Source organism: Corynebacterium sp. HMSC034E11 (assembly GCF_001835905.1).
Lineage (GTDB): Bacteria > Actinomycetota > Actinomycetes > Mycobacteriales > Mycobacteriaceae > Corynebacterium > Corynebacterium coyleae.
The window spans coordinates 1-26,035 of sequence record NZ_KV826407.1; the positions used below are offsets into that span (position 1 = coordinate 1).

General features: G+C 63.1%; 27 protein-coding genes. 19 read left to right on the forward strand and 8 right to left on the reverse strand.

The annotated features are described in order from the left end of the window. Nucleotides 1–80 precede the first annotated feature (80 nt). The 5 genes from HMPREF2690_RS07535 to HMPREF2690_RS07555 all read left to right on the forward strand — a co-directional run bounded on the left by HMPREF2690_RS07535 (nucleotide 81) and on the right by HMPREF2690_RS07555 (nucleotide 3,381). Nucleotides 81–1,010: a Mu transposase domain-containing protein gene (locus tag HMPREF2690_RS07535; RefSeq protein ID WP_246819528.1), complete on the forward strand. Its 930-nt coding sequence runs from the start codon at nucleotides 81–83 to the stop codon at nucleotides 1,008–1,010. 14 nt (nucleotides 1,011–1,024) lie between these two features. Further along, nucleotides 1,025–1,783: an ATP-binding protein gene (locus tag HMPREF2690_RS07540; RefSeq protein ID WP_070820563.1), complete on the forward strand. Its 759-nt coding sequence runs from the start codon at nucleotides 1,025–1,027 to the stop codon at nucleotides 1,781–1,783. 172 nt (nucleotides 1,784–1,955) lie between these two features. Then, nucleotides 1,956–2,360: an ImmA/IrrE family metallo-endopeptidase gene (locus HMPREF2690_RS07545; protein WP_070422460.1), complete on the forward strand. Its 405-nt coding sequence runs from the start codon at nucleotides 1,956–1,958 to the stop codon at nucleotides 2,358–2,360. A gap of 222 nt (nucleotides 2,361–2,582) precedes the next feature. Continuing rightward, complete coding sequence (locus tag HMPREF2690_RS07550) at nucleotides 2,583–2,867, forward strand: type II toxin-antitoxin system TacA family antitoxin (RefSeq protein ID WP_070422461.1); 285 nt, start codon at nucleotides 2,583–2,585, stop codon at nucleotides 2,865–2,867. Continuing rightward, nucleotides 2,857–3,381: a GNAT family N-acetyltransferase gene (locus tag HMPREF2690_RS07555; RefSeq protein WP_070422462.1), complete on the forward strand. Its 525-nt coding sequence runs from the start codon at nucleotides 2,857–2,859 to the stop codon at nucleotides 3,379–3,381. Before HMPREF2690_RS07550 ends, HMPREF2690_RS07555 begins: the two co-directional genes overlap by 11 nt. On the opposite strand, the gene HMPREF2690_RS07560 is transcribed toward HMPREF2690_RS07555, so the two are convergent. From HMPREF2690_RS07560 to HMPREF2690_RS07575, 4 genes are read right to left on the reverse strand one after another with little or no spacing between them, the layout of a single operon-like run. Beyond that, nucleotides 3,378–4,112 carry an amino acid ABC transporter ATP-binding protein gene (locus tag HMPREF2690_RS07560; RefSeq protein ID WP_070422463.1) on the reverse strand — a complete coding sequence of 245 codons (735 nt, stop codon included), beginning with the start codon at nucleotides 4,110–4,112 and terminating at the stop codon, nucleotides 3,378–3,380. The two genes, HMPREF2690_RS07555 and HMPREF2690_RS07560, sit on opposite strands and share 4 nt — an antisense overlap. Further along, nucleotides 4,113–4,784, reverse strand: coding sequence for an amino acid ABC transporter permease (locus HMPREF2690_RS07565; RefSeq protein WP_070422464.1), 672 nt, complete (start codon nucleotides 4,782–4,784; stop codon nucleotides 4,113–4,115). Beyond that, complete coding sequence (locus HMPREF2690_RS07570) at nucleotides 4,774–5,427, reverse strand: amino acid ABC transporter permease (protein ID WP_070569174.1); 654 nt, start codon at nucleotides 5,425–5,427, stop codon at nucleotides 4,774–4,776. The genes HMPREF2690_RS07565 and HMPREF2690_RS07570 overlap by 11 nt, the downstream gene beginning before the upstream one ends. A gap of 3 nt (nucleotides 5,428–5,430) precedes the next feature. Then, nucleotides 5,431–6,318: a transporter substrate-binding domain-containing protein gene (locus tag HMPREF2690_RS07575; RefSeq protein WP_070820564.1), complete on the reverse strand. Its 888-nt coding sequence runs from the start codon at nucleotides 6,316–6,318 to the stop codon at nucleotides 5,431–5,433. A gap of 322 nt (nucleotides 6,319–6,640) precedes the next feature. On the opposite strand from HMPREF2690_RS07575, the gene HMPREF2690_RS11950 reads away from it, so the two are divergent. Then, entirely contained in the window at nucleotides 6,641–7,063 is a 423-nt protein-coding gene (locus HMPREF2690_RS11950) for a hypothetical protein (RefSeq protein WP_141761219.1), read from the forward strand. Between the two features lie 65 nt (nucleotides 7,064–7,128). Here the strand turns inward: HMPREF2690_RS11950 and HMPREF2690_RS07580 are convergent, their stop codons facing one another. The 3 genes from HMPREF2690_RS07580 to HMPREF2690_RS07590 are packed head-to-tail and all read right to left on the reverse strand — an operon-like array spanning nucleotide 7,129 to nucleotide 11,783. Then, complete coding sequence (locus HMPREF2690_RS07580) at nucleotides 7,129–10,950, reverse strand: Pls/PosA family non-ribosomal peptide synthetase (RefSeq protein ID WP_070820565.1); 3,822 nt, start codon at nucleotides 10,948–10,950, stop codon at nucleotides 7,129–7,131. Nucleotides 10,951–11,007: 57 nt separating this feature from the next. Beyond that, on the reverse strand, nucleotides 11,008–11,442 hold the full coding sequence (locus tag HMPREF2690_RS07585) for a MarR family winged helix-turn-helix transcriptional regulator (RefSeq protein WP_070422469.1): 435 nt from the start codon (nucleotides 11,440–11,442) through the stop codon (nucleotides 11,008–11,010). Between the two features lie 44 nt (nucleotides 11,443–11,486). Then, nucleotides 11,487–11,783, reverse strand: a complete 297-nt coding sequence (locus HMPREF2690_RS07590; RefSeq protein WP_070422470.1) for a rhodanese-like domain-containing protein — start codon at nucleotides 11,781–11,783, stop codon at nucleotides 11,487–11,489. 19 nt (nucleotides 11,784–11,802) lie between these two features. Between HMPREF2690_RS07590 and HMPREF2690_RS07595 the strand changes: the two genes are divergently transcribed. The 4 genes from HMPREF2690_RS07595 to HMPREF2690_RS07610 all read left to right on the forward strand — a co-directional run bounded on the left by HMPREF2690_RS07595 (nucleotide 11,803) and on the right by HMPREF2690_RS07610 (nucleotide 17,308). Further along, nucleotides 11,803–12,510: a sortase family protein gene (locus HMPREF2690_RS07595; protein WP_246815330.1), complete on the forward strand. Its 708-nt coding sequence runs from the start codon at nucleotides 11,803–11,805 to the stop codon at nucleotides 12,508–12,510. A 129-nt stretch (nucleotides 12,511–12,639) separates the two neighbouring features. Next, nucleotides 12,640–13,491: a hypothetical protein gene (locus HMPREF2690_RS07600; protein ID WP_070422471.1), complete on the forward strand. Its 852-nt coding sequence runs from the start codon at nucleotides 12,640–12,642 to the stop codon at nucleotides 13,489–13,491. A 45-nt stretch (nucleotides 13,492–13,536) separates the two neighbouring features. Continuing rightward, nucleotides 13,537–15,564 carry a hypothetical protein gene (locus HMPREF2690_RS07605; RefSeq protein ID WP_141761220.1) on the forward strand — a complete coding sequence of 676 codons (2,028 nt, stop codon included), beginning with the start codon at nucleotides 13,537–13,539 and terminating at the stop codon, nucleotides 15,562–15,564. An 88-nt stretch (nucleotides 15,565–15,652) separates the two neighbouring features. Continuing rightward, a complete protein-coding gene (locus tag HMPREF2690_RS07610; protein ID WP_070820567.1) occupies nucleotides 15,653–17,308 on the forward strand; it encodes an MFS transporter in 1,656 nt (551 codons plus the stop codon). Nucleotides 17,309–17,543: 235 nt separating this feature from the next. Here the strand turns inward: HMPREF2690_RS07610 and HMPREF2690_RS07615 are convergent, their stop codons facing one another. Then, the gene (locus HMPREF2690_RS07615; protein WP_070422474.1) at nucleotides 17,544–18,026 is read right to left on the reverse strand and encodes an inorganic diphosphatase; all 483 of its coding nucleotides are present in this window, start codon (nucleotides 18,024–18,026) and stop codon (nucleotides 17,544–17,546) included. 61 nt (nucleotides 18,027–18,087) lie between these two features. On the opposite strand from HMPREF2690_RS07615, the gene dacB reads away from it, so the two are divergent. The 9 genes from dacB (at nucleotide 18,088) to HMPREF2690_RS07660 (ending at nucleotide 26,028) form a co-directional block, all read left to right on the forward strand. Next, the gene (dacB, locus tag HMPREF2690_RS07620; RefSeq protein WP_070820568.1) at nucleotides 18,088–19,344 is read left to right on the forward strand and encodes a D-alanyl-D-alanine carboxypeptidase/D-alanyl-D-alanine endopeptidase; all 1,257 of its coding nucleotides are present in this window, start codon (nucleotides 18,088–18,090) and stop codon (nucleotides 19,342–19,344) included. A gap of 11 nt (nucleotides 19,345–19,355) precedes the next feature. Further along, on the forward strand, nucleotides 19,356–20,240 hold the full coding sequence (gene tilS, locus HMPREF2690_RS07625; protein WP_070820569.1) for a tRNA lysidine(34) synthetase TilS: 885 nt from the start codon (nucleotides 19,356–19,358) through the stop codon (nucleotides 20,238–20,240). A 114-nt stretch (nucleotides 20,241–20,354) separates the two neighbouring features. Beyond that, nucleotides 20,355–20,954, forward strand: a complete 600-nt coding sequence (gene hpt, locus HMPREF2690_RS07630; protein WP_070820570.1) for a hypoxanthine phosphoribosyltransferase — start codon at nucleotides 20,355–20,357, stop codon at nucleotides 20,952–20,954. Between the two features lie 21 nt (nucleotides 20,955–20,975). Next, complete coding sequence (gene ftsH / locus HMPREF2690_RS07635) at nucleotides 20,976–23,324, forward strand: ATP-dependent zinc metalloprotease FtsH (RefSeq protein ID WP_070820571.1); 2,349 nt, start codon at nucleotides 20,976–20,978, stop codon at nucleotides 23,322–23,324. Next, on the forward strand, nucleotides 23,311–23,886 hold the full coding sequence (gene folE / locus HMPREF2690_RS07640; RefSeq protein WP_070422479.1) for a GTP cyclohydrolase I FolE: 576 nt from the start codon (nucleotides 23,311–23,313) through the stop codon (nucleotides 23,884–23,886). Before ftsH ends, folE begins: the two co-directional genes overlap by 14 nt. Before the next feature lie 7 nt (nucleotides 23,887–23,893). After that, complete coding sequence (folP, locus tag HMPREF2690_RS07645; RefSeq protein ID WP_070820572.1) at nucleotides 23,894–24,736, forward strand: dihydropteroate synthase; 843 nt, start codon at nucleotides 23,894–23,896, stop codon at nucleotides 24,734–24,736. Further along, nucleotides 24,729–25,100 carry a dihydroneopterin aldolase gene (gene folB, locus HMPREF2690_RS07650; protein ID WP_070483452.1) on the forward strand — a complete coding sequence of 124 codons (372 nt, stop codon included), beginning with the start codon at nucleotides 24,729–24,731 and terminating at the stop codon, nucleotides 25,098–25,100. Before folP ends, folB begins: the two co-directional genes overlap by 8 nt. A 5-nt stretch (nucleotides 25,101–25,105) precedes the next feature. Next, nucleotides 25,106–25,564 (forward strand): 2-amino-4-hydroxy-6-hydroxymethyldihydropteridine diphosphokinase, encoded by a 459-nt coding sequence (folK, locus tag HMPREF2690_RS07655; RefSeq protein WP_070820604.1) that lies wholly within the window; start codon nucleotides 25,106–25,108, stop codon nucleotides 25,562–25,564. Then, nucleotides 25,561–26,028: a DUF3180 domain-containing protein gene (locus HMPREF2690_RS07660; RefSeq protein ID WP_070820573.1), complete on the forward strand. Its 468-nt coding sequence runs from the start codon at nucleotides 25,561–25,563 to the stop codon at nucleotides 26,026–26,028. The genes folK and HMPREF2690_RS07660 overlap by 4 nt, the downstream gene beginning before the upstream one ends. Nucleotides 26,029–26,035 lie beyond the last annotated feature (7 nt).

The following is a 26,035-nucleotide window of genomic DNA, read 5'->3' on the forward strand; positions in this document are numbered from 1 at the left end:
CACAAACGGCTACACCACTACACGGGACTTGACCTGCCTCTACGGCGACCTACCGGCCGAAGAAGCATTCAGGCTACCGGATGGTCACTGACCGCTACTCAGCGTTTGCCGACTACTACGGGGTCACGATTGTGCCGACGAGGCCTGGCAGGCCCCGCGACAAAGCGGCAGTAGAGCGTGCTGTGAAAATCGCCTACACCAAAATACTCGGATACTTCAGCGACGAGGTCTTCTACAACCTCGATGAACTCAATGAAGCGATCGCTGACCGTCTTGCCGATATCAACAGTGCAATGACGCGGGCTGATGGCACAACACGGCGCATGCGCTTCGAGCAAGAAGAAGCACCAATGATGCGCGACCTGCCGCCGACACCGTTTACGGAAGTGTCCTACAAGCGGTGCAAAGTCGACCGTAATTGGCACATCACCTGTGACTACCAGTACTACTCGGTGCCATTTCAGCTGGTAGGAGAATCAGTAACAGTCAGGCTCACCCCGCAACTGGTGAGCATCTTCAACGGGGATCAGCTTGTTGCTGAACACACACGTCTTCACGGATTTAAGTACCGGTACTCCACTGATCCCAATCATGGGCCAAGTGGTGACGATGAAGGCCACAAGGCGCTCACCCGCGACGAACTGCTGGCCTGGGCATCATCGTTTGGTTGCGCAACGCACACGGTCATAGCGATGATCCTCGACCGTAATAGTGCCGCCATCCCCCGCGGACTCCTCCAGGCTCGCAACGTGCTGGCCAACCTGGGCAAAAAGCACAGCAAAGCCACCCTCGAACCAGCATGCCAGCAGGTCTTAGAAAAGAAGCTGGCTCCAACTATGGCTGTGATCAAACGCATCCAGACTGACATTGCGCACGCTCAGCAGCACCCTGCTGCACCAGGGCGAAAGACACAGCCCGCGACGAAGAACCAACAACGCCCAAGCGCCCCGCTTACCGGCGACGCAGCTGATGCCGTCTTTATTCGGCCTGCTGACCACTACGAAAACTAGAAGGAGTGTTAACCATGAGCAACATCAATGACGAAACAGTACGGGCAAAAATGCGAAAGCTTCGCGTATCGACCTTCGCTGATGTCTTCTACGAGATTGTCAACGACGAGGCCTACGCGGATGCGCTACCAGAGGACATCTTCCTCGCAGCAGTCGAAGAGGCCTACACACAACGGCAACAACGCAACATCGCCAAAGCCATCACCCAGGCACAATTCCGATACCCGGATGCGAGCCTTGCTGAAGTCACCCGGGCAGAACAACGCGGCATCAACATGCGCCAACTGAAACGAATCGCGGCGACGAACTGGCGGGAAAACCCGACCAACATTCACATCCTCGCACCGACCGGAACAGGGAAAACATACATAGTCTGCGCCATCGGCGTCGCCGCATGTCAAGCCGGATACTCCGTGGCCTACTACCGGCTGGACCAACTCGTAGACATGTTGGCGGTCTTCTCACCGACTGATCAAAACTACCTCGATAAGATGCGGAAACTGATCAATGTCGATGTCCTTATCATCGATGATTTTATGACCATGAGCATCAACCAGCGTGGGCAAGAAGACCTGAGCAAAATCATATTCGACCGCGACGGTCGGCTCCCAACACTGATCTCCTCCCAATCGGCCGCCGCCTACTGGGTCGAAGCCCTCCCCGACAGAGTCGGAGCCGATTCACTCGTTAGCCGCCTCAACAACGGCCACCGAATCCGCATCGGAGACTTCGACATGCGCAAGGCCACCGCCCCAATAGATCCGGACGAATAAAGCAAACAGCCGGGCCGACTCCGTCGGCCCGGCCCCGGTACCAACTACCCGGAACACGGTAGTACCGGGTCTCCGGAACACCGGTACCAAAAACCCGCGTCTGACACTCGGCCACTGGGTGTATCGCACGTCTTTCGGAACTGGTTGCGGACACGGAGCTGTCGAACGCGCTATGAATTCGTTCGCTGCGCATCTGCTGATGCCGCGCTCCTTTGTAGAACGGATGGAGGCGAAGCACGCAGACAGGAGAGCGCTCGCGATGGCAGTTTCTTCTCAGTGTGGTGTGAGTTGGAGCGCGACGCTTGGGCATCTTGCAAACCTTGGTGTTATCACCGATGAAACCTATGCGTTGGAGGTGGAATGCAAGCCCGATAGTCAAGAATTTCAAAACGCTGGTTTTGCAATCCCGATGGTTAAAGAACCGGATGTAGTTCCTCCTCTGTATCGCAGTGCAGTGCTCAACGCGTATCAACAGAGGAAGCTCACGACAGGGAAAACTCTGGAAGTGCTATTCGGGGCAGTCGTTGAGGAGCAGCTGCCGGAGAGGATTCCACCGCAGGGGAGAAAAGCCTCGTGAGTGAGAGCGGCTGCGCCCGTTGTCTCGTGATTGACACAAGCCACCTCACGCACGAATTTCCTGACAATCTCCGACGCGCCGAAGACCGACGGCGCAAACCGCGGTCGCAAACAGCGCTACCGGATACTCACCACACCGCTACCATTTCCTCCTTTCTAAACACTCTTGCTATCGACATCGATCGTGAGTACATTGTGAGTACATCGCTTTAAGGAGTTTGAAATGGCAGTTAAAGACCGGCGCTTGAACTTGCGTACATCCGCACACCAAGAGGAGTTTTTCCGCAGGGCCGCTGAGGTGACAAACACTTCGGTGTCACAGTTTGTGCTCGACAGTGCCGTGGAGCGCGCATTGATGGTACTTGCTGATCAGCGACTTTTTGTGTTGGGGGAAGAAGGTTTCTCTCGTGTTGAGGAACTTCTCGACCAGCCGGCCGACTTCTCTAAGCTTGGCAAACTTTTCGCTGAGGAGACTCCATTTGGCAAGGAGTTTCAATTTGGCGACTGACGGTGTGCTTCAGCCGCCTCGGAAACTTGTTAAGGCGGATGATCGTTCGAGTTTTCATTGTGGTGAGGTTTCGCTCGATGTGTGGTTTCGCCGCTACGCCATGCAGAATCAACGGGCACACAACTGTGTTGTTTACGTTTCCAAGTGGAATGACCGCGTCGCTGGGTACTATGCGGTCTGTACGGGTGGGATGGTTGCTGGAGCCGCGCCAGAAGCGTTTGCCAAGGGGCGTCCCGATCCGATCCCAGTGTTAATTCTCGCGCGGTTGGCGGTAGATGTGAATGCGCAGGGGAAAGGAGTTGGGAAAGCGCTGCTGAGAGACGCTCTAGCGCGGTGCTTCACTGTGGCTGGAGAAATTGGAGCCGCGGCAGTGGTTGTACACACGTTGGATGAACACGCGAAACGGTTCTACATGCAGTACGCAGAATTTCAGGAGATGCCGGAGCAACCGTTACATCTCTTGCTACCGATTAGAGGCATCAAACAGTTTATGACCCAGCCCGCAACCGCCTAAAACACCAACTGGTCCAGGAAGCGTTGCGCGCGTTCGGACTTCGGGGCGGCGAAGAACTCCTCGGGTGGGGCGATCTCGACGATGCGGCCGGCGTCCATAAACGCGATGTGGTCGGCAACGGCGCGGGCGAACGCCATTTCGTGGGTGACCACGATCATGGTCATGCCGTCCCGGGCGAGGCCAACCACCACGTCGAGAACTTCGCGGACGATTTCGGGGTCGAGGGAGGCGGTGATTTCGTCGAGAAGCAATGCCTTCGGCTGCATCATCAGCGCACGCACGATGGCCACGCGCTGCTTCTGACCACCGGAAAGTTCGCGCGGGCGAGCGTCAGCCTTGGCGGCAAGCCCCACGCGTTCGAGCAGCGCCACCGCCCGCGAGCGGGCCTCATCCTTGTCCGCGCCCTTGACCACCTTCGGAGCGAGCAACAGGTTCTCCATCACGGTCAGGTGCGGGAACAGGTCGTAGGACTGGAACACCATGCCAACGTCGGAGCGGACGTCCTTGAGTTTGGTGGCACTCGACGTGACGTCTCGGCCGTTGACCAGAATCTGGCCGGAATCCACCGACTCCAACCCGTTGACGGTGCGCAGGAGTGTGGACTTGCCGCAGCCGGACGGGCCGATAATGGCGAGGACTTCGCCGGGGTTGACGGACAGGGTGACGTCGTTAAGCGCCTTGTGCCCGTTGGGGTACGTCTTGGGGACATGCTCGAGCGAGATAAGCGACATCTAGCTCCACCTTTCTTCCAGCTTGCGCGCGGCGAGCGAGATGGGAAAACAGACGAGAAAATACAGCAGGAACACCACGCCGTAGATCCACAGGGCGGCGGACGGGTATTCGAAACGGTTGGCATCGATGATTTGCTGCGCCACCTTGAGCACCTCCACCACGCCAATCAGCGCGACGAGCGAGGTGGTCATGATCATGCGGTTGGTCAGGTTGATCGTCGCGGGAATTAGACCGCGCAGCGCCTGCGGCAGCACAACGTGACGATAAAGCGCGCGCCCCTCAATGCCCAGCGCCGCCGCAGAGAGGTACTGGTGGCGCGGCACCGACTCGATGGCGGCGCGCACCAGATCGCCGAGTTCAGCCGTGCCCCACAGCGTGAACACGATCACCGCCGCCACCCGCGCATCCAGGTTCAGTCCCCACGCGCGCGTGGCGTCGAAGTACACCAGAAACAGCAGCACCAACTGTGGCATGATGCGCACAAACTGCAGGTAGGTCTGGGTGATCACGCGAACAATTTTGCTTGGCGACGACATCACCACCCCCAACAGCGTCCCCAACACAATCGACAAACCCATCGACGCAAGCGCGATCTGGATGGACACGCCAAGGCCCATCAGGAGGCGTTGGAAGTTGTTGCCGTCGGCGAGGACTTGCAGATCAGAAAACATTCGCACGCACCTTCTTCTCCAGTTGTCCCGCGATGAGCGAAACCGGCAGCAAAATGATCAGGTAGAACGTGACCAAAAGCAGCAACGCCTCGCGCGTTTCGTAGGTCTGGCCGATCTGCTCCTTGGCGGTGTAGACCAAATCCGGCAGTGCCACGATGCTGACCACCGAGGTCTCCTTGATCAGGAAGATGATGTTCGCCGTAATCGCCGGCAGCGCAAGCGCCGTGGCCTGCGGCGCGACAACGTGACGCAGCGCCTGCATCCGCGACATACCCAGGCTTAAACTGGACTGCAACTGAATCGGGGCGACCCCCTCCAGGCCAGCGCGGATCGCCTCCGCCATGTACGAGCCACCCAGGAAGGCCAAGCCCACCACGGCGCAGGTCTCGCTCTCCAGCACGACGCCCATCTTGGGCAGGCCGAAGTACAGGAAGAACAATTGCACCAGCAGGGGAGTGTTGCGCGAGAGCTCGATGTACACCCGCGCGATCTGGCTCAGCACGGGCACCTTGAAAAACCGCACCCCGGCCACCAGCGCGCCAACGATAAAGGCGAGCACAATGCCTTTGGCGGCAACCCTCACCGTGAGGACTGCCGCCGAAGCATAAACCGGGATGTTCTCGGTAATGACCGAAACGTCCATGAGTTAGAGCTGGCCGCCCTCAACGACCAGGTCGTCCGCGGAAACCGCGTCGCCGTACACCGGCTTCAGGGTCTTCTCGTATGCGTTGTGGAAGAAGTTCTCCTTGCCGAGATCGACGAGTTCGTTGTTCATCCATTCGCGCAGGTCGTCGTTACCCTTCGCCACCGCGCCCGCGATGGTGTCCGTCTCACCCAGCGTCGGGATCGTCGCGGAGAAACCATCGGTCTTACCAGCCCATGCGAGAGCCTCCGTGTTGTCGGTGACCCAGGCGTCGCCGCGGCCGTCGAGAAGCGCGTTCGTCGCCTCGGTGTACTGCTCAAACTTGGTCAGCTTGATCTCCGGGTGGTTCTTCTCCAGGTACGCCTCCGCGGTCGTGCCCTTAACGACGATCACGTTCTTGCCCTCAAGCCCCTCCACGCTATCGATCGGCGCATTGTCCGGGGTAACCGCACCCAACGACACCTTCATGTACGGGTTGGCGTAATCCACCTTCTCCTGGCGCTCCGGGGTCACCGTGAAGTTAGCCAGGATGATGTCGACCTTGTTCGGGTCCAGGAACTCCACACGCGAGGCAGCCTCCACCGGCACATACTCGACGTTTACGCCCAGGTCCTCGCCCAAACGATTGCCGTACTCGATGTCGTAACCGGCGAACTCGCCGTTCGAATCCACGTAGCCGAACGGGGACTTGTCCGAGAACACGCCGATCTTCACCGAGCCGGCCTCCTGGATCGTGGCCACGTCGCGGAAACCCGCTGCCGGCTCCGCGCCGTTCGTGGCGTCGGTATCGCCGGACTCCGCGGAGCAGGCGGTGAGGGTAATGGCGGCGAGGACCACGGCGGCGCTGGCTGCGAGGCCCTTGCGGGTGTTGCGGGACGGGAAGAGTGACATGACAGTGAACTTTCTTTTGTAAAACTACGGCGGCGGATACCGCTTGGTTCGGTAAAAGTACACCAGTCTGTCTAGTTTTGTGAACTGGGGTGTTCGCTTTGTATTCATGCGGCGCGTTTCGGCTGCTAGAAGTCGTTACCAGGAATTCGTTGGTGCGGGGTTGAAGTGGCACGAACGACATCCCGGTAACGACATTTGCGAGGGAGGTACGGTGCAGCCGATTGGTCGGCATCGCTGCATGGCAGTCGAGTTTGGTCTGTACGCAGAGGCGCTAGTGGGGCATAATTGAAGCCGAAGGCTCGAATTGAGGAAGGAGGCGCAAGTGGATCAGTTTTATACCTATGAACGCTTTGCACAATGGGTGCAATGTGAACTTGCTGCCGAGAATGATTCCTCTTTTGTGGTGCGTGTGCTGAAGCGTGTTGTGTCAGAGACCCGGGATATTAAAGATCACAAGGAGTTCATAGCGGCGCACCGTGAACCGGATACGACTGGAGATGCAGATTGGGATCGTGTCATTCGAGCTGCTGCTGAGATGACGTACTCCGAACGCTTCCCTGGGGAGAGCCCTGGATGGTCTGTTGAGATTTCCGAACCTCCTGAGGCCTGGTTCTACCCGACGAGTCGTCCTTCTCGGTTCGTTTTCAACCTTGAACGGACTCCGATCTCCTTCCGTAAAAGAAGTATCTGCTTGGGTGAGGGAAATCTACGAACGGCGAAGGATCACGATCGCCCGTGGATCTAACCTGAACGGCAGGGCCGTTCCGCTGCTAGATGTCGTTAGTGTGGCCTGGAAGGGCGCACCACCGGCTACCGCGGCTCGACGGGGTTGCCTTGCCAGACGGTGTTGGTGGGGACGGAGTCGCCACGCATGACCAGCGAACCGGGGCCCACGGTGGCGCCGGCGCCGATGACGGAGCCCGGCAGGGAGACGGAGTGGGCGCCGAGGGTGGCCGACGCCTCGATGGTGACGGCGTCCAACGACATCACGCGGTCCTGGAACAGGTGCGTTTGCACGACGGTGCCTGGGCCGACGGTGGCGCCGGCGCCGACGGAGCACAGGTCGGTTTCGGGGAACCAGTAGGACTCCACCCACGCGCCGGGCCCAATTTTCACGCCCAGGGCCCGTAGCGCGAGATTCATTTCGCCGGAGCCGGTGGCCCAGTTGAAGAACCAAGGCGCAGCGATGACTTCGATGAACTGGTCTTGCAGTTCGTTAAACCACACGAACCACGAGTACAGCGGGTGTTCGCCGGCGCGGTGTTTGCCCACGAGGACCCACTTCGCCACCACGGCGGAGGCCACCGCGACGACGCCCACGCCCATCCAGGTAAGCCCGCCGAGCAGGTACGTCCACCAGCCGACGCGCTCAAGCAACGTCACCACGCAAGCCGCGAACAGGGCCGCGAGTACCGCCTGGGTCATGGGCGCCAGAAGGCGCATCGTCTCGACGACACCACGCCTGCGCACCAACCCCTTCGCCGGTTCGTACGTCGCTTCACCTGCGGCTTCGACTTCCACGCGGCGCATGCGCTCGGGCGGGGATCCCCACCAGTTCGAGTGCGCCTTGGACTTCTTCGGGCTCGCGGACAGCACCGCCACCAGGGAGTGTTTGGCCAGTTTGCGGCCCGGGGCGACCATGCCGGAGTTGCCCACGAACGACCGCTTACCCACGACGGCGTGGTCGGTCCGGATCCAACCTCCGCCGATTTCGTAGCCGCCGGCGAGGGTGTCGTCGGCAAGAAATGCGCCTTCGCGGACTTCGGTGAGTTTCGGCACCATGACCGCGGTGGACACTTCTGCGTGCTCGCCGATGTCGGCGCCGAGCAGGCGCAGCCAGACGGGGGTGGCGGCGCCGGCGTAGATGGGGAAGTAGCGGGTACGGGCGTCGTCCATGAGGCGGGTGACGGTCCATAGGCTCCAGCCGCGAAGCGACCGGACGGGGAACACGCCGGGTTGGACACCAAGTTGCGCGAGGCGCACGCCGGCCCAGGTCAGGGTGAGTCCGAGGCCGATGTAGACCACGCCACCGACGGGCGCGAAGACCAGCAGGCCCCACACGGAGCGGGTCTCAAACAGGCGCGCCAGACCGAGCGTCGCCGCCGCACCGCCGAGCACAGCCAGGGCGGGCAGCACCGACAACACCAGGGAGGTCAGTCCGTACGCAAGCGCCCACATGGGGCGGCGCGGCGGGCGTTCGTTGGGGAAGCGGTGCTTGGACCGGCCCTTTTTCCGCGCAGGCGAGCCGGCCCAGCGGGCGTGCTTCTTCACCGGTTTGTCGCCGGTGACGGTGGAGCCCGCCTCCACGTGGGCGCCCTCGCGGACTTCGGTGCCGGGCATCAGTGTGGAGCGTGCGCCCACGCGGGCGTCGGGGCCGATGACCACGGTGCCGACGTGCAGTTCGTCGCCGTCGAGCCAGGTTCCGCCGAGGTCGACGCCGGGCTCGATGGCTGCGCCCTCGCCGATGGAGGCAAGACCGGTCACCGGCGCGAACGCGTGCATATCTACGTCCTTGCCCACCGTGTTGCCAAGCAGTCGGGCGGTGACCTTGGCGGCGTTCGCACTCGCGATGTTCATTGCACCCGAGGCAGCCAGCCACCGCTCCGCGGCCCACAGCCGCAAATGCTGCGAACCGCCGCGCGGGTACACGCCGGGCGCGATCCGGCCCCGGATCGCACGCGCCCCGAGCGCGCCGATTGGGATCCGCCCCAACGGCGTGCACAGCACCGCAAACGCCACCGCGAGCCAGGTCCACGACAGCGTGGTCAGGCCCAGCACATTTGCGACGATCGCCACCCACGTCACCGCCGCCGACGCCTTCAGCGTCATCACCGGCACCATGAGCAGCGTCTGCGCCAGCCGGGTCGCGCCGGTCACAGGAGCCACAGAACGTTCGCGGGTGGAGGTTTTGGTGGTGTGGGTGAGGTCGTCGATAAGCGATGCAAGCGTTTCCAACCTCGGGTGGTCGTAGAGGTCGCGCACCGCGATGGTGGGCACGCGCTCGCGCAGACGCGCGATGAGCGAGGCGGCAGCTAGCGACGACCCACCTAACTCAAAGAAATCCGCATCCTTGCCCGGCACGTCCAGGCCGAGCACCGCCACCCATGCTTCAGCGACCCACTGCTCGGTCGGCGTCATGCCGACCGCATCCACGCTGGCGGGCAGCGGCCACGGCAGGGCTTTCTTGTCCACCTTGCCGGAGGTGCGGATCGGTAGTTCGTCCATCACGTGGATGCGCGGCACGAGCGCGGCCGGCATGACCTCGGCGAGGCGCTCGCGCATCTGCTGCACGTCCAACGAAACGCCGTCGTCGGGGGAGACATAGCCGACGAGCACCTTGTCGCCTGCGGGCAGCGTTTGTACGGCGACGGCGGAGTTATACACGCCGTCGAGCGCCGCCACGTTGGCCTCCACCTCGCCGAGCTCGATGCGGCGCCCGCCGATTTTCACCTGGTCGTCGGCACGGCCGATAAACGCCAGGCCATCCTCGGTGAGCCGCACGTGGTCGCCGGTGCGGTACGCGCGCTCCCAATCACCCATGGGGGCGTACTTCTCCGCGTCTTTCTCCGGGTCGAGGTAGCGCGCGAGACCTACGCCGCCGATGATCAACTCACCTGGTTCTCCCTCGCCGTCGCTTGCGATGGCGAGGTCCCAACCATCCAGCGGCCAACCGATGGTCACAGGCTTGCCGGGGAAGAGCCGGGTTGCGCTGGCCACCACGGTCGCCTCGGTGGGACCGTAGGTGTTCCACATCTCGCGGCCGTCTGCCAGCCGGTCGGTCAGTTCCTGGGAGCAGGCCTCACCACCCACGATGAGCAGGCGAATGTTGTCCAGGGCTTCCTTCGGCCACAGCCCAGCAAGGGTGGGCACGGTGGAGACGACCGTGATGTCGCGACGGATCAGCCACGGGCCCAAGTCCTGACCCGAGCGCACTAGCGCGCGCGGGGCCGGCACCAAACATGCCCCGTGGCGCCAGGCCAGCCACATCTCTTCGCAGGACGCGTCGAACGCCACCGACAAGCCCGCAAGCACGCGGTCGTCGGGCCCGAGCGGTTCGTCCTGGCAGAACAGGCGCGCCTCCGCATCCACGAAGGCGGCGGCCGAGCGGTGGGTCACCGCTACGCCCTTTGGTTTGCCGGTGGAGCCGGAGGTGAAGATGATCCAGCAGTCGTCGTCGGGGGTGACTGTTGCAAGCGCGCCAAGCTCGCCGCCCAACACACCACCACCAACCGGCGCCTTCACCATCCGCAGGCCCTCGTCGGTCCAGATGGCGTCCACGTCCGCTTCGGTGAACACGGTTTCGGCGCGCTCGTCCGGGTCGTCCGCGTCGACGGGGACGTAGGCGCAGCCGGCGCGCATCGTCGACAAGATTGCGAGGTAGAGCTCGCGGGTGCCGGACGTCATCCGGATGCCGACGCGGCCCCGGTACGGCACACCCTGGGTGCGCATGGCGGTGGCGCGTTGTTCGATTTCTTCGACGAGTTCGGCGTACGTGATTACTTCGCCGTCGTCGATGGCCGCCGCGCCGGGGTGGGCTTCGGCGGAGGCGAAAAGGACATCAATAAGTGTCCGCTCCGGCGGGGCGAGGTGGCTGCGCAGGAGCGGGTTGGGAAGGGGCTCGGCTTGAACCATGCGGATTAGGTTAAACCTATCCGGGGCGCATCGCTCGACTACACGGCGACTACACGGCTATTCCGTCTCGAGCGCTTGCGACAGCTTCTTCAGGTTCTTCAGCTGCTTCTGGGACGACGCTTCGAGTGCGCGCTCCTCGGCTGCAACCACGTCGTCGCCAAGTTTGGCCAGCGCCTTCGTGCCCTTCTTGGTCGCGGCGACGATCTGGCGGCGACGGTCTTTCGGGTCGCGGTCGCGGGTGACCCAGCCGAGTTTCTCCAGCGAGTCGATGAGCCGCACCATGTCGGAGGCGTCGATGATCAGCAGTTCGGACAGTTGGCGCTGCGACATTGGAGCAACGTCCACGCAGGACAGCACCCAGTACTCGCGCATGGTGGTGTCGTGCTTGGCCAGGGTGCGTTCGACTTCGTCCTTGGTGTGCCTGCGCACGCGTTCGATCTGGAAGTGGGGAGACTTCAGAAGAGCAGAGGGCAGTTCAGGAAGCGTCGACATACCCCCACCATACTTCCCTGCGGCGTCCCAATGGTTGGGACGGCCTAATTTTCGTGCGGCAAACCTTGTTCGACCCAGGCGGTGGTGCCGCCCGCGACGTTGTAAATGCCGTCCCAGCCGAGGGCTTGCTCGAGGTATTCGCCGGCCTGTGCGCTGCGGCCGCCGCCCTTGCAGATCAGGTAGATGTCCTGATCCGGGTCGATTTCGCTGTAGCGTGCCACGAACTCGGACAGCGGAATGTTCTTGGCGCCGGTTGCGCGGACGGCGGCGTATTCGTCGGCCTCGCGGACGTCGATAAGTTGCGCGCCTGCAGGGACTTCAGTGACTTGGACATTCTCCATGGCTCGTATGATAGCGCCCGTGACGTCCACTCCTCGCTGGGTTTATCATGTGCGCCGCATTGTCGCGCTGCTCATCGTTGTGTTCGTCGTGCGCATATTGCTTTTCGACGACACCACGCCTTCCCCCGAAACCCCCACCACGGAAGAGACGTCGTCGGAGACGTCGGTTCGTCGAGAAGCAGCTGCGCAGATTCCAGCGGGACGGCCGGTGGAGATGGTTGTGCCGGTGTTGGGGATGCGCGCCGGGTTTGAGGCCGAGGATTGCCGGGTGGTCGATGGCGCGATCGATCCGAAGAGCCTGGATAAGGCGTGTGCGCTGACGGGGGAGGGGTACCCGTACGCGCTGCCGGGCACGGATGCGAAGGATCTTGTGGTCATCGCGGGTCACACGGGTGCGGGGGTGAGCGCGGTGTTTAACAAGCTTTACGACGGCACCACCGAGCACCACAACGTTGCCGTCGGCGACTACCTCTACGTGCGCACCGAAACCTCCGGGCAGGACTGGCTGGTGTACCGCGCGACTGATCTGCACGATCCTGACAAGAAGTCGCTTGCCTCCAACCCGGAGATCTGGGGTGACGGGCCGATGCCGGGCAGGCTGCTGACCATCAGTTGTGTGCAGCCGTCGAACCTGCTGGCCAACTCGGTGCGCAATGCGGTGGTGGGGTGGCAGCTCGAGGGCACCGCTACTGACGACGAGGTGGAAACCGTCTTCCAGCCACGTTGATTTCTGGTGCGTTGTCGCGCCCGTTTGTCAAATTGTGACAAAAGTTTCTCGTGTGACTGGTGTAAAAACTGTCAAGGCACTGTAGACTTCAAGTTGAACTTTAGACTTTCTCAACTTCAGGAGACCACAATGAACCGCCTTCTCGCCGCAGCCGCCGCTGGCGCTCTCGCCCTGGCCGCCCTGCCGATGACAAACGCCAACGCGCAGGACCTGCCCAAGGAAACCAAGGACGCGCGCGGCGAAACCTACTTCCTCAACGAGGAAGGCACCCACTACGTGCCTGACGCGCAGGAGGCGCTCAAGCCGTTCGCGCAGCTCGACTCCGCACAGCAGGAGAAGGCAGTTGCAATTGTCGACGCCGCCGTGGCCGGCCTCATCGACACCGGCGTCATCCGCGACGCCCAGACTTCTGTGCAGGCACCGGCACCCGCTCCCGCCCCGGAGCTCTCTGAAGAGGAGAAGGCTGAGGCGCAGTCTGGCGGCGAGGCCACCCAGGCCCCGGCTGAGAAGCCGCTTGGCGCCGACAACGTCGACCCGGCCAACCCGGACCCGGTTGCCAACGGTTTGGTCAAGTTCCCGCCAGTGGCCACCCTGGACGGCGTGACCTACTTCCTGAACAAAAACGGTCACACCTTCGTCGCCGATGTCCTGCGCGTGAACTCGGATGTCACGCCGGAGGAGATTGCGTTGAGTGATGGGCTCGTCGCAAAGTTTGCTGGCGAAATCGCGCGCCAGGGTATCGAGGCCGCTCGCGCTGCCGGCGACCTGAACGTCGACGTCGCCCCGGCTGCCCCGTATGCCGCCGAGCGTGGCGGTGCCGAGACCGTTGACGCAGCCGCCGCCGACACCGCCGCGACCGCCCAGCGCGGCCTCGCCGCCGAAACCGGCTCTAACACCCTCGTGCGCGCACTGTTCGCGCTGCTGCTCGCATCCGTTTTGGGTGCCGGCGTATACGCGTTCGCGCGCCGTCGTCTTATCTAGGACACCCGACTTGATTTACGGCTGAGAATGATGTTCCCTTAGTTCGTGAATTATAGACATCTGATCGCCACCGCCTGTGCATCCGCTGTGATCGCAGGCGGTGTCGTAGCTCCTGCAACCGCCCACGCTCACGTCGATATCGACCCACTCAGCCGTGAGTGCAAGGAAGCCACTGCTGCTGCGAAGAGGGGCGCGCCGATCCCGCACATGGACCGCTTCGTGTTTAGCGACAACGAAAACGCCCTCGTCGAAAATACCCTGTACCTTTACGCGCCGGATCACCTGAAGCCGCACATCAACCGCGCCACCGCCGAATGGCGCAAGGCCACCAATGAACTCGTGCGTTTCGAGTACGTGGACAAACCCGGCTACAAAGTCGTCACCGTCCAGGAGGCTAACCTCGGCGGCTCCGTAGGTCGCGTCACCGGCAACGTGCACGACATGAAGGTGCTCATCAATCCGGCGACGATCCGTGGAGGACACGAACCGAGCATCACCATGACCCTCGCCCACGAGATCGGCCACGCTATGGGCCTTGCCCACTCGTGCGACGGCGCCCTTATGAAGGTGGGCAACAATCGTGGCAAATCTGCGACCACCCCGCAGGCCCTGGACGCACAGGTGCTGATCCAGCACAACAACCTTAAGCAGTACGGCGGCCGCCCGCCGAAGCCGAGCACGACTGCTGCACCTGCGCCGGTTGAGCCTTCGACCTCGAAGCCTGCGCCGGTGCCGGTTGAGCCAACGACGTCTGAGCCCGCACCTGTGGTTCCGGAGCCGTCCACGCCTGAGATCAGCACCGTCATCACGACGGTCCCGGCCACAACGACCACCGAGGAGCCGACCAGTGAGGAGCCGACCACCGAGACGACGGTGATCGAAACTGTCGTGGTTGAGGAACCCACCTCTGCGGAGCTGGCTCCCGAGGAGACCACCCAGGTCGCTCCCGTCGAGGAACTGCCGAAGCCGACCACCCTGCAGGAAGCGTTGGATGCGGTGAAGGAAGCGGAGCATCAGTACGTGGCTGCTGATGAGGCAGTTAAGGCAGCGCAGAAAAGGGGCGAAGGCATCGACGAAGCCGAGGCAGCTGCGGATGCTGCCTGGAGCGTCTTGCAGGCTGCCCAGAACAATCTTGAGGAGTTCAAGGCGCAGCACCCGGATGCCACGCTCGAGCCGGAGGAGTCAGTAACCCCGACGGCAACTCCTACGACCAAACCCGAACTCGAGCCGGAGCCAACGCAGGTGCCGGAGCCGACGTCTGAGGTAACCACCAAGCCCGAGGTGACGACGCCTCGTTCCACCACGACCGCGAAGGCAACTACGTCTGCGCCGACGACGACCTCTACGACCTCTACGACCTCGCGGACATCGACCACGTCCCCGACGCTGAGGCCCACGCCAACTACGCAGACCCAGGCGACGAAGGTCACCACGACCACGAAGTTGTCGGAGGTTGCACCGTCTACGACGACGGAGAAGGCAACCACGACCAAGCAGGCAACGTCGTCGAAGGAAACCACAGTGACCACGACCCCGCGTACGTCTGCTGTCACGCCGTCTACGACTCCGCGGTTCTCGACCAAGACGTCGACCACCAAGGCCACGCCGACCACTGTGACTCGGGCGACGAAGGTTACGCCGCCCACGAAGTCGTCTGAGGTTGCACCGTCTACTTCCACTAAGAAGGCAAGTACGTCTGCGACAACTCCGTCGGCAGAGTCCACGGTGACCACGACCTCGCGTCCGTCTGATGTTGCACCGTCTTCGACGCCGCGGTTGTCGACCAAGACGTCGACCACCAAGGTAACGCCGACCACGAAGCCGTCGGAGGCTGCACCGACCACCACGGCAGCGGCTACTACGGTGGTGGAAATTCCGGAGGGGTCGGTCGTCGATAAGAGTACGAGCGCGCCGACAACCATCACGGAATCGCTGGAGATCCCGACTGGGAAGGAAGACGGCTCGGCGAAGTCCTCGAGCACCTCGCCGCTTGCGATCATCGTGCCGAGCATTCTGCTGGTGCTTACCGGCCTCGGCGCTGTTGGGTTTTACCTGTACAAGCACTACTTCTAAACCGAAAGGGTGTGCATTTTTTCGACCGATCGGTTGATGAATCCCGGTGGTTCCCAGGCCTACTGTCGTGAAGGTCGAAAGGAACCCCGTGACTACAGTGCACACCCCAAACACAACAACCGAACACCCCGGCCGGTGGAAGGCCCTCGCGGTCCTCGCCGCAGGGCTGGCGCTGATTGTCATGGACGGCACCATCGTTGGCGTCGCCCTGCCCACGATGATCACCGCCCTCGACCTCAGCCTCACCAACGCGCAGTGGGTCAACGCGATCTACAACGTCATCTTCGCGGCGTTGCTGCTCGGCTCCGGTCGCCTCGGTGATCGCGTCGGCCGCCGCACCACGTTCGCCGCAGGCGTTGCGCTGTTCATTGGTGGCTCGTTGCTTGCAGGCTTATCGACGACCGCAACCACCCTGATCACAGCCCGCGCCGTCCAAGGCGTCGGTGGTGCATTGGTGCTGCCGGCGACGTTGTCGTCGGTAAATTCGCTCTTCCACGGCAAGGATCGTGCCGCCGCGTTCGGTGTGTGGGGCGCCGTGATGAGCGGTACGGCGGCGCTCGGCCCGCTGCTCGGTGGGGTGCTCACACAGTACTTCTCCTGGCAGTGGATCTTTTGGGTCAACCTGCCGCTCGGCCTGCTGGTGTTACTGGGTATTTACGCCTGGGTGCCGCAAACCCACGGTAAACGCAACGTCCGGGGTGTCGACGTCGACGGCCTGCTCACCTCCGCCATCGGCTTCGGGCTTGTCGTGTTCGGGCTCATCGAGGCGACCACGCTCGGCTGGTGGGAGAAGAAAGAAACCTTGCGCATCGGCTCCTGGTCTTGGCCGGAGAGTTGGACGATCTCGCCCGTGCCGTTCGCTATCGGTATCGGCCTGATCTTCATCGGCTTGTTCCTGCGCTGGGAACTGCACCGTGCTCGCAACGGCCGCGATGCGCTTCTGGATCTCTCCCTGTTCAAGGTCGGCACCTTCTCCTGGGGCAACCTCACCGCCGCCATGGTTGCCGTCGGCGAGTTCGCCCTCATGTTTGTCCTGCCGTTGTTCCTGGTCAACGCCGTGGGACTTTCCACCGTGCGCACCGGCCTTGTCCTTGCCGCGATGGCATTCGGCGCGTTCGTCTCCGGCGCTTCCGCACGCCACCTCGCGGCTCGGCTCGGCGCGCCGGGTGTCGTCGTGCTTGGTCTTGCGCTTGAGGTGGTTGGTGTTGGGCTGTTGGCGGGGGTCGTCGCAACGCAAGGCTCCACCTGGTTCACCGTCGGCGCACTCGTGGTCTACGGCGTAGGGCTCGGCCTTGCGTCCGCACAGTTGACCTCGACGGTGCTCGCCGGCATCCCCGAAGCGCAGTCGGGCGCGGGCTCGGCCACCCAGTCCACGGTGCGCCAACTCGGCTCCGCCATGGGCGCCGCGATCGCCGGGTCTGCCCTGGCAGCGGCGATGGCGCGCACCATCCCGTCCTCGCTCGAGTCCGTCGCCGGGGTGTCCGAGAATGTGCTGTCCAAACTGTCCGAGGCCACCCAGGCATCCGCGGGCTCGATGATCGGGCAACTTCGCGACGCCACCCCCACCGACCCCTTCACCGCACCCCTCGGCGACGCCCGCAGTGTGGTTGTTCAGCAGCTGTCCAGCGGGTTCGCCGAGGCCGCCGCCTGGTCGATCGGGTTCTCTGCGCTGTTCCTGCTGCTGGGCCTGCTCGGCTCGGTGATGGTGCTGCGACAGTCGAAGAAGACTCCGGCCGCAGTCTAGTGTTCGCTGATCGTCTAGCTCGCCGCAAGGCCAACAAGACGATCAGGCGCATAATGACCATCATGTTCAACATGACCTGGGGAAATGTGAAGCCCACTAGCTGATCGTCTAGCTGCACCTGAGGGGGAGCTAGACGACTGCGCAAACCCCAGAAAACCCCAGAAAACCCACCACAGAACAACAAAAACCGGGCCCCGCACAGTCGCGGAGCCCGGCTATCAAAGACCAAACAGTCTTACTTGTCGCCCTTGTATGCGTCGATGGAGGCCTGGAGGATCTTCTCGGCTTCTGCCTTGTTGCCCCAGCCGGAGCCGGTGACTTCCTTGTTCGGCTCGAGGTCCTTGTAGTGGACGAAGAAGTGCTCGATTTCGTCCTTGACAAAGTCGGAGACGTCGTCGATGTCCTGGTAGTGGTCGTAGCGGACGTCGTCGATGACGCAGAGGAGTTTGTCGTCGCCGCCGGCTTCGTCGGTCATCTTGAATACGCCAAGCGGACGGGCCTTGACGGTGACGCCCGGGAAGACGGGTTCGGGGAGGATGACGAGGGCGTCGAGTGGGTCGCCGTCGTCGGCAAGAGTGTTGTCGATGTAGCCGTAGTCGGCCGGGTATGCCATCGGGGTGAACAGGTAGCGGTCGAGGTAGACGCGGCCGGTTTCGTGGTCGAACTCGTACTTGTTGCGTGAGCCCTTGGGGATTTCGATGATGACCTCAATAGACATGGGATCTCCTTCGTTTGGTGATTGTCCGCAAATCATCATACGTGGGCTACGCTTTTTGCCGATGAAGGTATGGACTTGGGTTGCGGGCACGTTGGCGTTGGCTGCGGTTGGTGGTGTTGCTGGGTTTGGTGTGGCTGCGCATGAGCAGTTGTCGCGGATTGAGCATGCGCCGGCGTTTCGGCTTGAGCAGGCGGCGTTTCCGCTTGTGCCTGCAGAGCCTTCGCTTATCGACGACACCTTGCTGACCCAAACCCTCACCAATCTTGCTGAGAATCCTGGTTTGGGGCAGTTCCATGGTCGTGTGTCCGCGGCGGGCGGCGACGTGGTGTTTGATCGGGCGTCGGGGGATGCGTTGCGCCCGGCGTCGGTGACCAAGGTGCTCACGGCCGCGGCGGCGCTGATCGAGTTGGGGCAAAGCGACACGATTACAACGCAGGTGGTGCGTGCCGCGGATTCGGGTGCGGTGACGATCAAGGCGGCTGGCGACGTGTGGTTGGACGCGGAGGCACTCGACGAGCTGGCGGGCCAGATCGGTGAGGCGTCCGAGGTGTATGTGGATACGTCCGCCTGGGCTGGCATGCCGGAGATGATGCCGGGCTGGGACCCGCTGGATATCGACGGCGGTTACGTCGCACCACTGCAACCCGCGATGCTGTCCGGCGGGCGCTTGGACGGGGAGACGTCTGGGGACGTGCCGCGTTCGCACACGCCGGCCCTCGACGTGGCACAGGCGCTGGCGAACCGCCTCGGCGCGGGCGTGGTGGATGTGCGCGAGGCCCCCGTCGACGCCGAGGTTGTCGCCGAGGTGGAATCGCCAACACTGGTGGAGCGCCTCGAGATGATGATGAAGGAATCTGACAACGTCTACGCCGAGGCAATTGGCCGCGAGGTTGCGCTCGCGCGCGGGGTGAAGGATGCGCCGTCGGCGACGCTGTCGCTGCTGCAGGAGCACGGCATTGATACGTCGGGTGTGGCGCTCTCGGACAACTCGGGATTGTCTACAGACAACCGCATTCCGCCGGTGGTGCTGGATAGTGTGCTCGTGGAAGCTACGACCAAACCCGAACTCCGCCCGCTTCTGGCAACACTGCCGGTTGCGGCGGGCGAGGGCACGCTGGCGGACCGCTACGGCGACCTCCCGGGACGCGGCTGGGTCCGCGCGAAGACTGGCACGCTCGACGGCACCGCCTCGCTGGCCGGGACGGTGACCAGCGAGAACGGCAACATCTACACGTTTGCGCTGATCTGTAACGACGCCGACGTGCTCGCGGCGCGCCGGGCCATGGACGAGTTCACCTCGGCGCTGCGAGCTTTCTAAAAGGCACCCTGATGCAACCGTTTTGGCCGCGCCGCTCCCCGCACTTCCTCGCGTGCAGGCGGGCTGTGCGCCCCTTCGACGGGCCAGCGGTGATCGGGCTGTCGGGCGGGCCGGACTCGTTGGCGCTGGTCGCGGCGGCTGCGGCGGAGCAAAAGGACGTCTCGGTCCTAGTTGTGGACCACGGTTTGCAGCCCGGATCGGCCGACGTCGCCGAGCGCGCCGCGGCCGTAGCGCGCGAGTTCGGGTTTGCCTCTACGGTCGCCAACGTGACAGTAGGTCCCGGCAACGTCGAGGCCGCCGCGCGCGAAGCAAGGTACGCCGCACTGCTCGAATCCGGCCGCGACGTCTGGGTCGCACACACCGCCGACGACCAGGCAGAAACGTTGCTGCTCGGCGCACTGCGGGGTAACCCTTCGGGCATGGCGCAGCGCAACGGGAAGATCGTCAGGCCGTTCCTACACATCCGCCGCGCAGACACCGTCGGGGCGTGCGAGGAACTCGGGCTCGACGTCTGGCACGACCCGATGAATTCCGACCCGGCGTATCGTCGCGTAGCAATGCGCCAAAGCATCATCCCTGCGCTGACGGACTTGCTGGGCGGGGATGCGGTGCCGGCCCTTGCCACCACCGCGAACCGCATCGCAGCCGACCAGGCGCTCATTGAACAACTCGCGGACCTCACGCTGACCACGTCGTGTGTGGAGTTGGAGGGGGATGCGGGGCCGGTGAGGCGTCGTCGATTAGCAAGATGGCTCCTGGATGAAGGAGTGCGGGTCCAGGGCGACCAACTTGCGGCAATCGAGGCGCTGGTGACCAACTGGCGCGGGCAGGGGCCGATCGCAGTTGGCGGCGGGCGCGCGGTGGCGCGAATCGACGGGAAACTGGTCCTGACCTAGCCCAAATGTCCCAGGTGGTTGTGCCTTGTAGGAATCTAGTGGCAAGATGAGGAAGTTACGCGCAGGTGAACTGCGTGACGTCCGCGAGGCACAGCGAAAGGGAAAGGCCAGCCCATGACTGAGTTGCACGACACGAAGGATTTCAACGTTCCGCCGAACCGTTACGGCGACGACGTGGAGGCAATCCTGATCACGGAGGAGGCGTTGCAGGACCGTATCCAGGAGTTGGCGGATATGGTGTCGGAGAAGTACCGCGACTCCGAAGAGGACCTCATTTTGGTGTGTGTGCTGAAGGGGGCGGTGTTCTTCCTGACGGACTTTGCGCGCAAGCTCTCTATCCCGGCTGAGATGGAGTTCATGGCGGTGTCCTCCTACGGCAATTCGACGACGAGTTCCGGTGTGGTCCGCATTCTGAAGGACCTGGATAAGGAGATCGCTGGCCGTGATGTGCTGGTGGTTGAGGACATCATCGATTCGGGTCTGACGCTGTCGTGGTTGCTGCGTAATTTGAAGAACAGGAACCCGAAGAGCCTTGAGGTCGTTACTCTATTGCGCAAACCGGATGTGCAGACGGCGCAGATCGACTTGCTTGATATCGGGTTTGATATCCCGAACGAGTTCGTGATCGGCTACGGCCTGGATTACGCGGAGCGCTACCGTGATTTGCCGTACGTGGGCACGTTGCATCCGCGCGTGTACTCGGACGCTGAGTAAAGCCGACTAGAACAAAGGTTTATGAGCAAAAATAAAAACGTCATGCGGTGGGGCATTATGGGCGCCATCGCGCTTATTGTGCTCTATTTGCTGACGCTGATTGGGGACGATTCCCGCGCTTACCAGAGCGTGGATACGTCGGTGGCGATGCAGCAGCTCCGCGAACATAACGCGGAGGAAGTGCAGATCGATGACCGCGAGCAGCGGGTGCGTATTGATCTGCGTGAGCCAATTACTGTCGACGAGCGCGAGGGCGTCGAGGCAATCTCCGCCCAGTACCCGGCTCGTACCGCACCGGATGTGTTCCAGGCGGTGCGTGAGGCTGAGGCGGATTCCTACCAGACGAACGTGACGCAGGATTCGTTCCTGATGTCCATGCTCGGCTTCATGCTGCCGATGATCCTGGTGTTCGGCTTGCTGTTCTTCTTCATGTATCGCATGCAGTCGGGCGGCGGCGGACCGTTTGGCATTGGTGGTTCGAAGGCGAAGCAGCTGACCAAGGACAACCCGACCAACACGTTCGATGACGTGGCGGGTGCCGACGAGGCCGTCGACGAACTCCACGAAGTGGTGGACTTCCTCACCGACCCGAGCGTGTACGAAAAGCTCGGCGCGAAGATCCCGCGTGGTGTGCTGCTCTATGGCCCGCCGGGCACCGGTAAGACCCTGCTTGCGCGTGCTGTCGCTGGTGAGGCGGGCGTGCCGTTCTACACCATCTCCGGTTCTGACTTTGTGGAGATGTTCGTTGGTGTGGGTGCCTCCCGCGTGCGTGACCTGTTCAAACAGGCGCGTGAGAACGCTCCGTGCATCATCTTTGTCGATGAGATCGATGCCGTCGGCCGCCAGCGCGGCTCCGGTATGGGTGGCGGCCACGACGAGCGCGAGCAGACCTTGAACCAGTTGCTGGTGGAGATGGATGGCTTCTCCGGCCGCGAGGGCGTGATCCTGCTGGCGGCGACGAACCGTCCGGACATCCTGGACCCCGCGCTTTTGCGCCCGGGCCGTTTCGACCGCCAGATTCCGGTATCCAACCCGGACCTCGCGGGTCGTGCCCAGATTCTGAAGGTGCACGCGAAGGATAAGCCGTTGGCCAAGGACGTCAACCTGGATGCTTTGGCAAAGCGCACCGCGGGCATGTCGGGTGCGGACCTGGCGAATGTGCTCAACGAGGCCGCGTTGCTCACCGCCCGTATCGGCGGCAACGTGATCACCGCGGATGCGTTGGAAGAAGCCACCGACCGCGTGATCGGTGGCCCGCGTCGTTCCAGCAAGATCATTTCCGAGCACGAAAAGAAGGTCACTGCCTACCACGAGGGCGGCCACACACTGTCTGCGTGGGCGCTCAAGGACATCGAGCGCGTGTACAAGGTGACCATTCTTGCCCGCGGCCGCACCGGCGGTTTCGCCATGACGGCCGACGAGGACGACAAGGGGATGTACACCCGCGACGAATTGTTTGCCCGCATGGTGTTCGCCATGGGCGGCCGCTCCGCCGAGGAGCTCGTCTTCGGCGCCCCGACCACCGGTGCGTCGAACGATATCGAGCAGGCCACGAAGATTGCCCGCGCGATGGTCACCGAGTACGGCATGACCTCCTCGCTCGGCGCGGTGAAGTACGGCCAGGAGCAGGGCGATCCGTTCTCCGGCCGCGGCGGTGGCGGCACACTCGAGTACTCGCCGGCAGTCGCCGCGAAGATCGACGAGGAGATGCAGACGCTTCTCGACGAAGCCCACAAGGTCGCCTACACAACCCTCGAGCGCTACCGCGACGAGCTGGATACGTTGGCCTCGAAGCTTCTGGAGAAGGAAACCCTGCGTCGGGGCGATCTGGAGGAGATCTTCGACTCGATCGAGCCGCAACGCCCGACCTTGCCGGAGCACGACGTGCGCTTCGGCCGCCAGATCGGTCGCGAGCCGGTGAAGACTCCGGTGGAGATTGCTAAGGAGCGTGGCGAGGAGCCACCGAAGCGTTTCTCCATCCTGGAGGCGTCGAAGGCGACGCGTGAGCGTCGTCGCAAGGAACGCGAGGCGGAAGAGAAGGCAGCGGAGCAGAAGGGCTCCACGCGTTGGCAGCCGCCGAAGGGCCAGGCCCCGCAGTACCGCGGTGAGAAACCGCCGGCGGACTGGACCTACGTGGGCGGACCGCAACCAAAGCAGCCTGAGCCGAAGCAGCACCCGGGTGCGGAGAACTACCCAACCCGGGAGACCGAGGAGATCGGCTTCCGCCTGCCGGAGCACGAACGCCCAGACAACCCAGCGCGTGGTCCGGAGCCGGAGACCCGTCCGACTGCGTCTGAAGACGAGACGACCCAGTTGCCGCGCGAGCCGCAGGAACCGAAGCACAGGAGAGACGACGATGACGACGCCTAAGTTTGACCACGAGCGCGCCGAAGCCGCCGTGCGTGAACTGCTCATCGCGGTGGGGGAGGACCCGGACCGCGAGGGCCTCGTGGAGACGCCAGCGCGTGTGGCGCGCGCCTACGCCGAGGTGTTCGCGGGCCTGCACGAGGACCCGAAGGTGCACCTGGAGAAGTCCTTTTCGGAGAACCACCGCGAGTTGGTGCTCGTGCGTGACATTCCGATCTACTCCACCTGCGAGCACCACCTCGTGCCGTTCTACGGCGTAGCCCACATTGGCTACATCCCTGGCCAAGACGGCAAGGTGACCGGCCTGTCCAAGCTGGCGCGTGTGGCGGATATGTACGCGAAGCGCCCGCAGGTGCAGGAGCGGTTGACGGCGCAGATTGCGGATGCGATCGTCGAAAAGCTTGATGCGTCTGCGGTGATCGTCGTCATCGAATGCGAGCACCTGTGCATGGCGATGCGTGGCATCCGGAAGCCGGGTGCGACGACGACCACGTCCGCTGTGCGCGGCGGTTTTCAGAAGAACGCGGCCTCGCGTGCCGAGGTCATGAGCCTGATTAGGGGATAGAACACCAATGACCACTGTCGCCGACCTGACACTGTCCGGACGCACGAGTGTGATGGGGATTGTCAACGTCACGGAGGATTCGTTTTCGGATGGCGGCAAGTGGCTCGCCACCGACGATGCCATCGCCCATGCCCACGAGTTGGTGAAGTTGGGCGCGGACATTATCGACGTCGGCGCCGAATCCACCCGACCCGGCGCCACCCGCGTTCCCGCGGAGGTGGAAGCGGAGCGCATTCGCCCGGTGATCCGGACGTTGCACGAGGATGGCATCCGGACCTCGATTGACACGATGCGTGCCGCTACCGCGCAGGCCGCTGCTGAAGAGGGCGTGGATCTGATCAACGACGTCTCCGGTGGCCTGGCGGATGAGGACATGTACCGCGTGATGGCAGAAACGCAGCTGCCGGTGTGCCTCATGCACTGGCGCGCAGACGCGTTTGTCAACGCTTCGGGCGCGGCCGACCACGGCGGGGATGTGGTCAAGGATGTCCACCAGGTGCTGGCCGAACTCGTCGAGAACGCCCTGGCCGCGGGTGTGGCCAAGGAGCAGATCACGCTGGACCCGGGCCTGGGCTTTGCTAAGACCGCGGCCGATAACTGGGCGCTGCTCAACGCCCTGCCGGAGTTCATCGCCGGCGAGTTCCCAATTCTTGTCGGCGCCTCGCGCAAGCGTTTCCTCAGGGAGATCCGTGCGGATCGTGGTCTGGAGCACTCCCCGGTGGATGCGGACCCGGCTACCGCTGCCGTCACGGCGCTGTCTGCCCAGGCCGGCGCCTGGTGCGTTCGTGTGCACGAGGTTGCGGTCTCGCGCGACGCGGTGGATGTGGTGGCAAGGTGGAACCATGGCTGACCGCATCGAACTCAAGGGGCTTAAGTTCCACGCCAACCACGGTGTACTCGAGCACGAAACCGAGTTTGGCCAGGCGTTCTCGCTGGACATCACGTGCTGGTTGGAGTTTGCGGACGCCGCGCGTGACGACGACCTGACCAAAACCGTCAACTATGCCGAACTCGCCGACACCGCGCTGGCGATTGCAACCGGTACGCCGCGTCAGTTGATTGAGACCGTGGTTGTCGAGATCGCAGAGACCGCCATGCGCACCTACGACGCGCTGCACGCGATCGAGGTGACCTTGCACAAGCCACACGCGCCGATCCCGGCAGTGTTCGACGATGTTGCCGTGGTGGCGCGCCGCTCCCGGAAACGGATGTGATGCCCATGCGCGCAGTGCTGTCCTCCGGATCGAACATGGGTGATGCGCGTGCGCACCTGCGCGCGGTTGTGGATGAGTTCGCGAGCGAAACCGTTGCTGCCAGCTCCATCTACGCCACCGCGCCCTGGGGCAAGACTGACCAGCCGGACTTTCTCAATCAGAGCCTGCTGGTGGAGGTGGACCAAACCCCGCACGAGTTGCTCGAGCGCTGCCAGCGCCTGGAAAACGAGGCCGACCGTGTGCGCGTGGAGCGCTGGGGCCCTCGCACCCTGGACGTGGACATTGTCTGGATCGAGGGCTATACCTCCGACGACCCGGTGCTGACGGTCCCGCACCCGCGCGCGCACCTGCGCCAGTTTGTGCTTGAGCCGTGGTTGGAGATTGATCCGGGTGCGGAGTTGAGGGGGTCGTCGATACGCGAATTGCTCGATGGCCTGGAGGATCAAGGGGTGCGCAGACTATGAAGCGCACGCCGATCGAAGGCCTTATCGCCGCCGCTGGCTTCAGCGCCGCAGCTGCGTTGATTGTGGTGCGGCGTTATTACAGCTGGCTGGAGTCGCTGGATCTAATCGTGCCGCTGTCGCTGTGGTGCATCGCCGCGGTGGCCGGGTGGCTGGCGTGGGTGGTGCACAAGCGCCGCAAGGACGGCCAGGTGGGGTTGGATCGGAGCCAACTTAACCCGATGCAGGCCGCGAACTTCATGGTGTTCGGCAAGGCCAGTGCCTGGGCGGGCGCGATCTGTGGCGGCATGTATGCAGGTGCGTTGATGTATGTGGTGCGCAAACTTGATGTGCTCACAGCAGCATCTGACGATGTCGTTCCCCTGACGGTGGGCACCCTCGGTGGCATCGCGCTGTGTGTCGCTGGGTTGGTGCTGGAGAAAAACTGCGAGGTGTCGCCACCCGCCGACGGGCAGGGGGTTGGCTAGAGTGTTG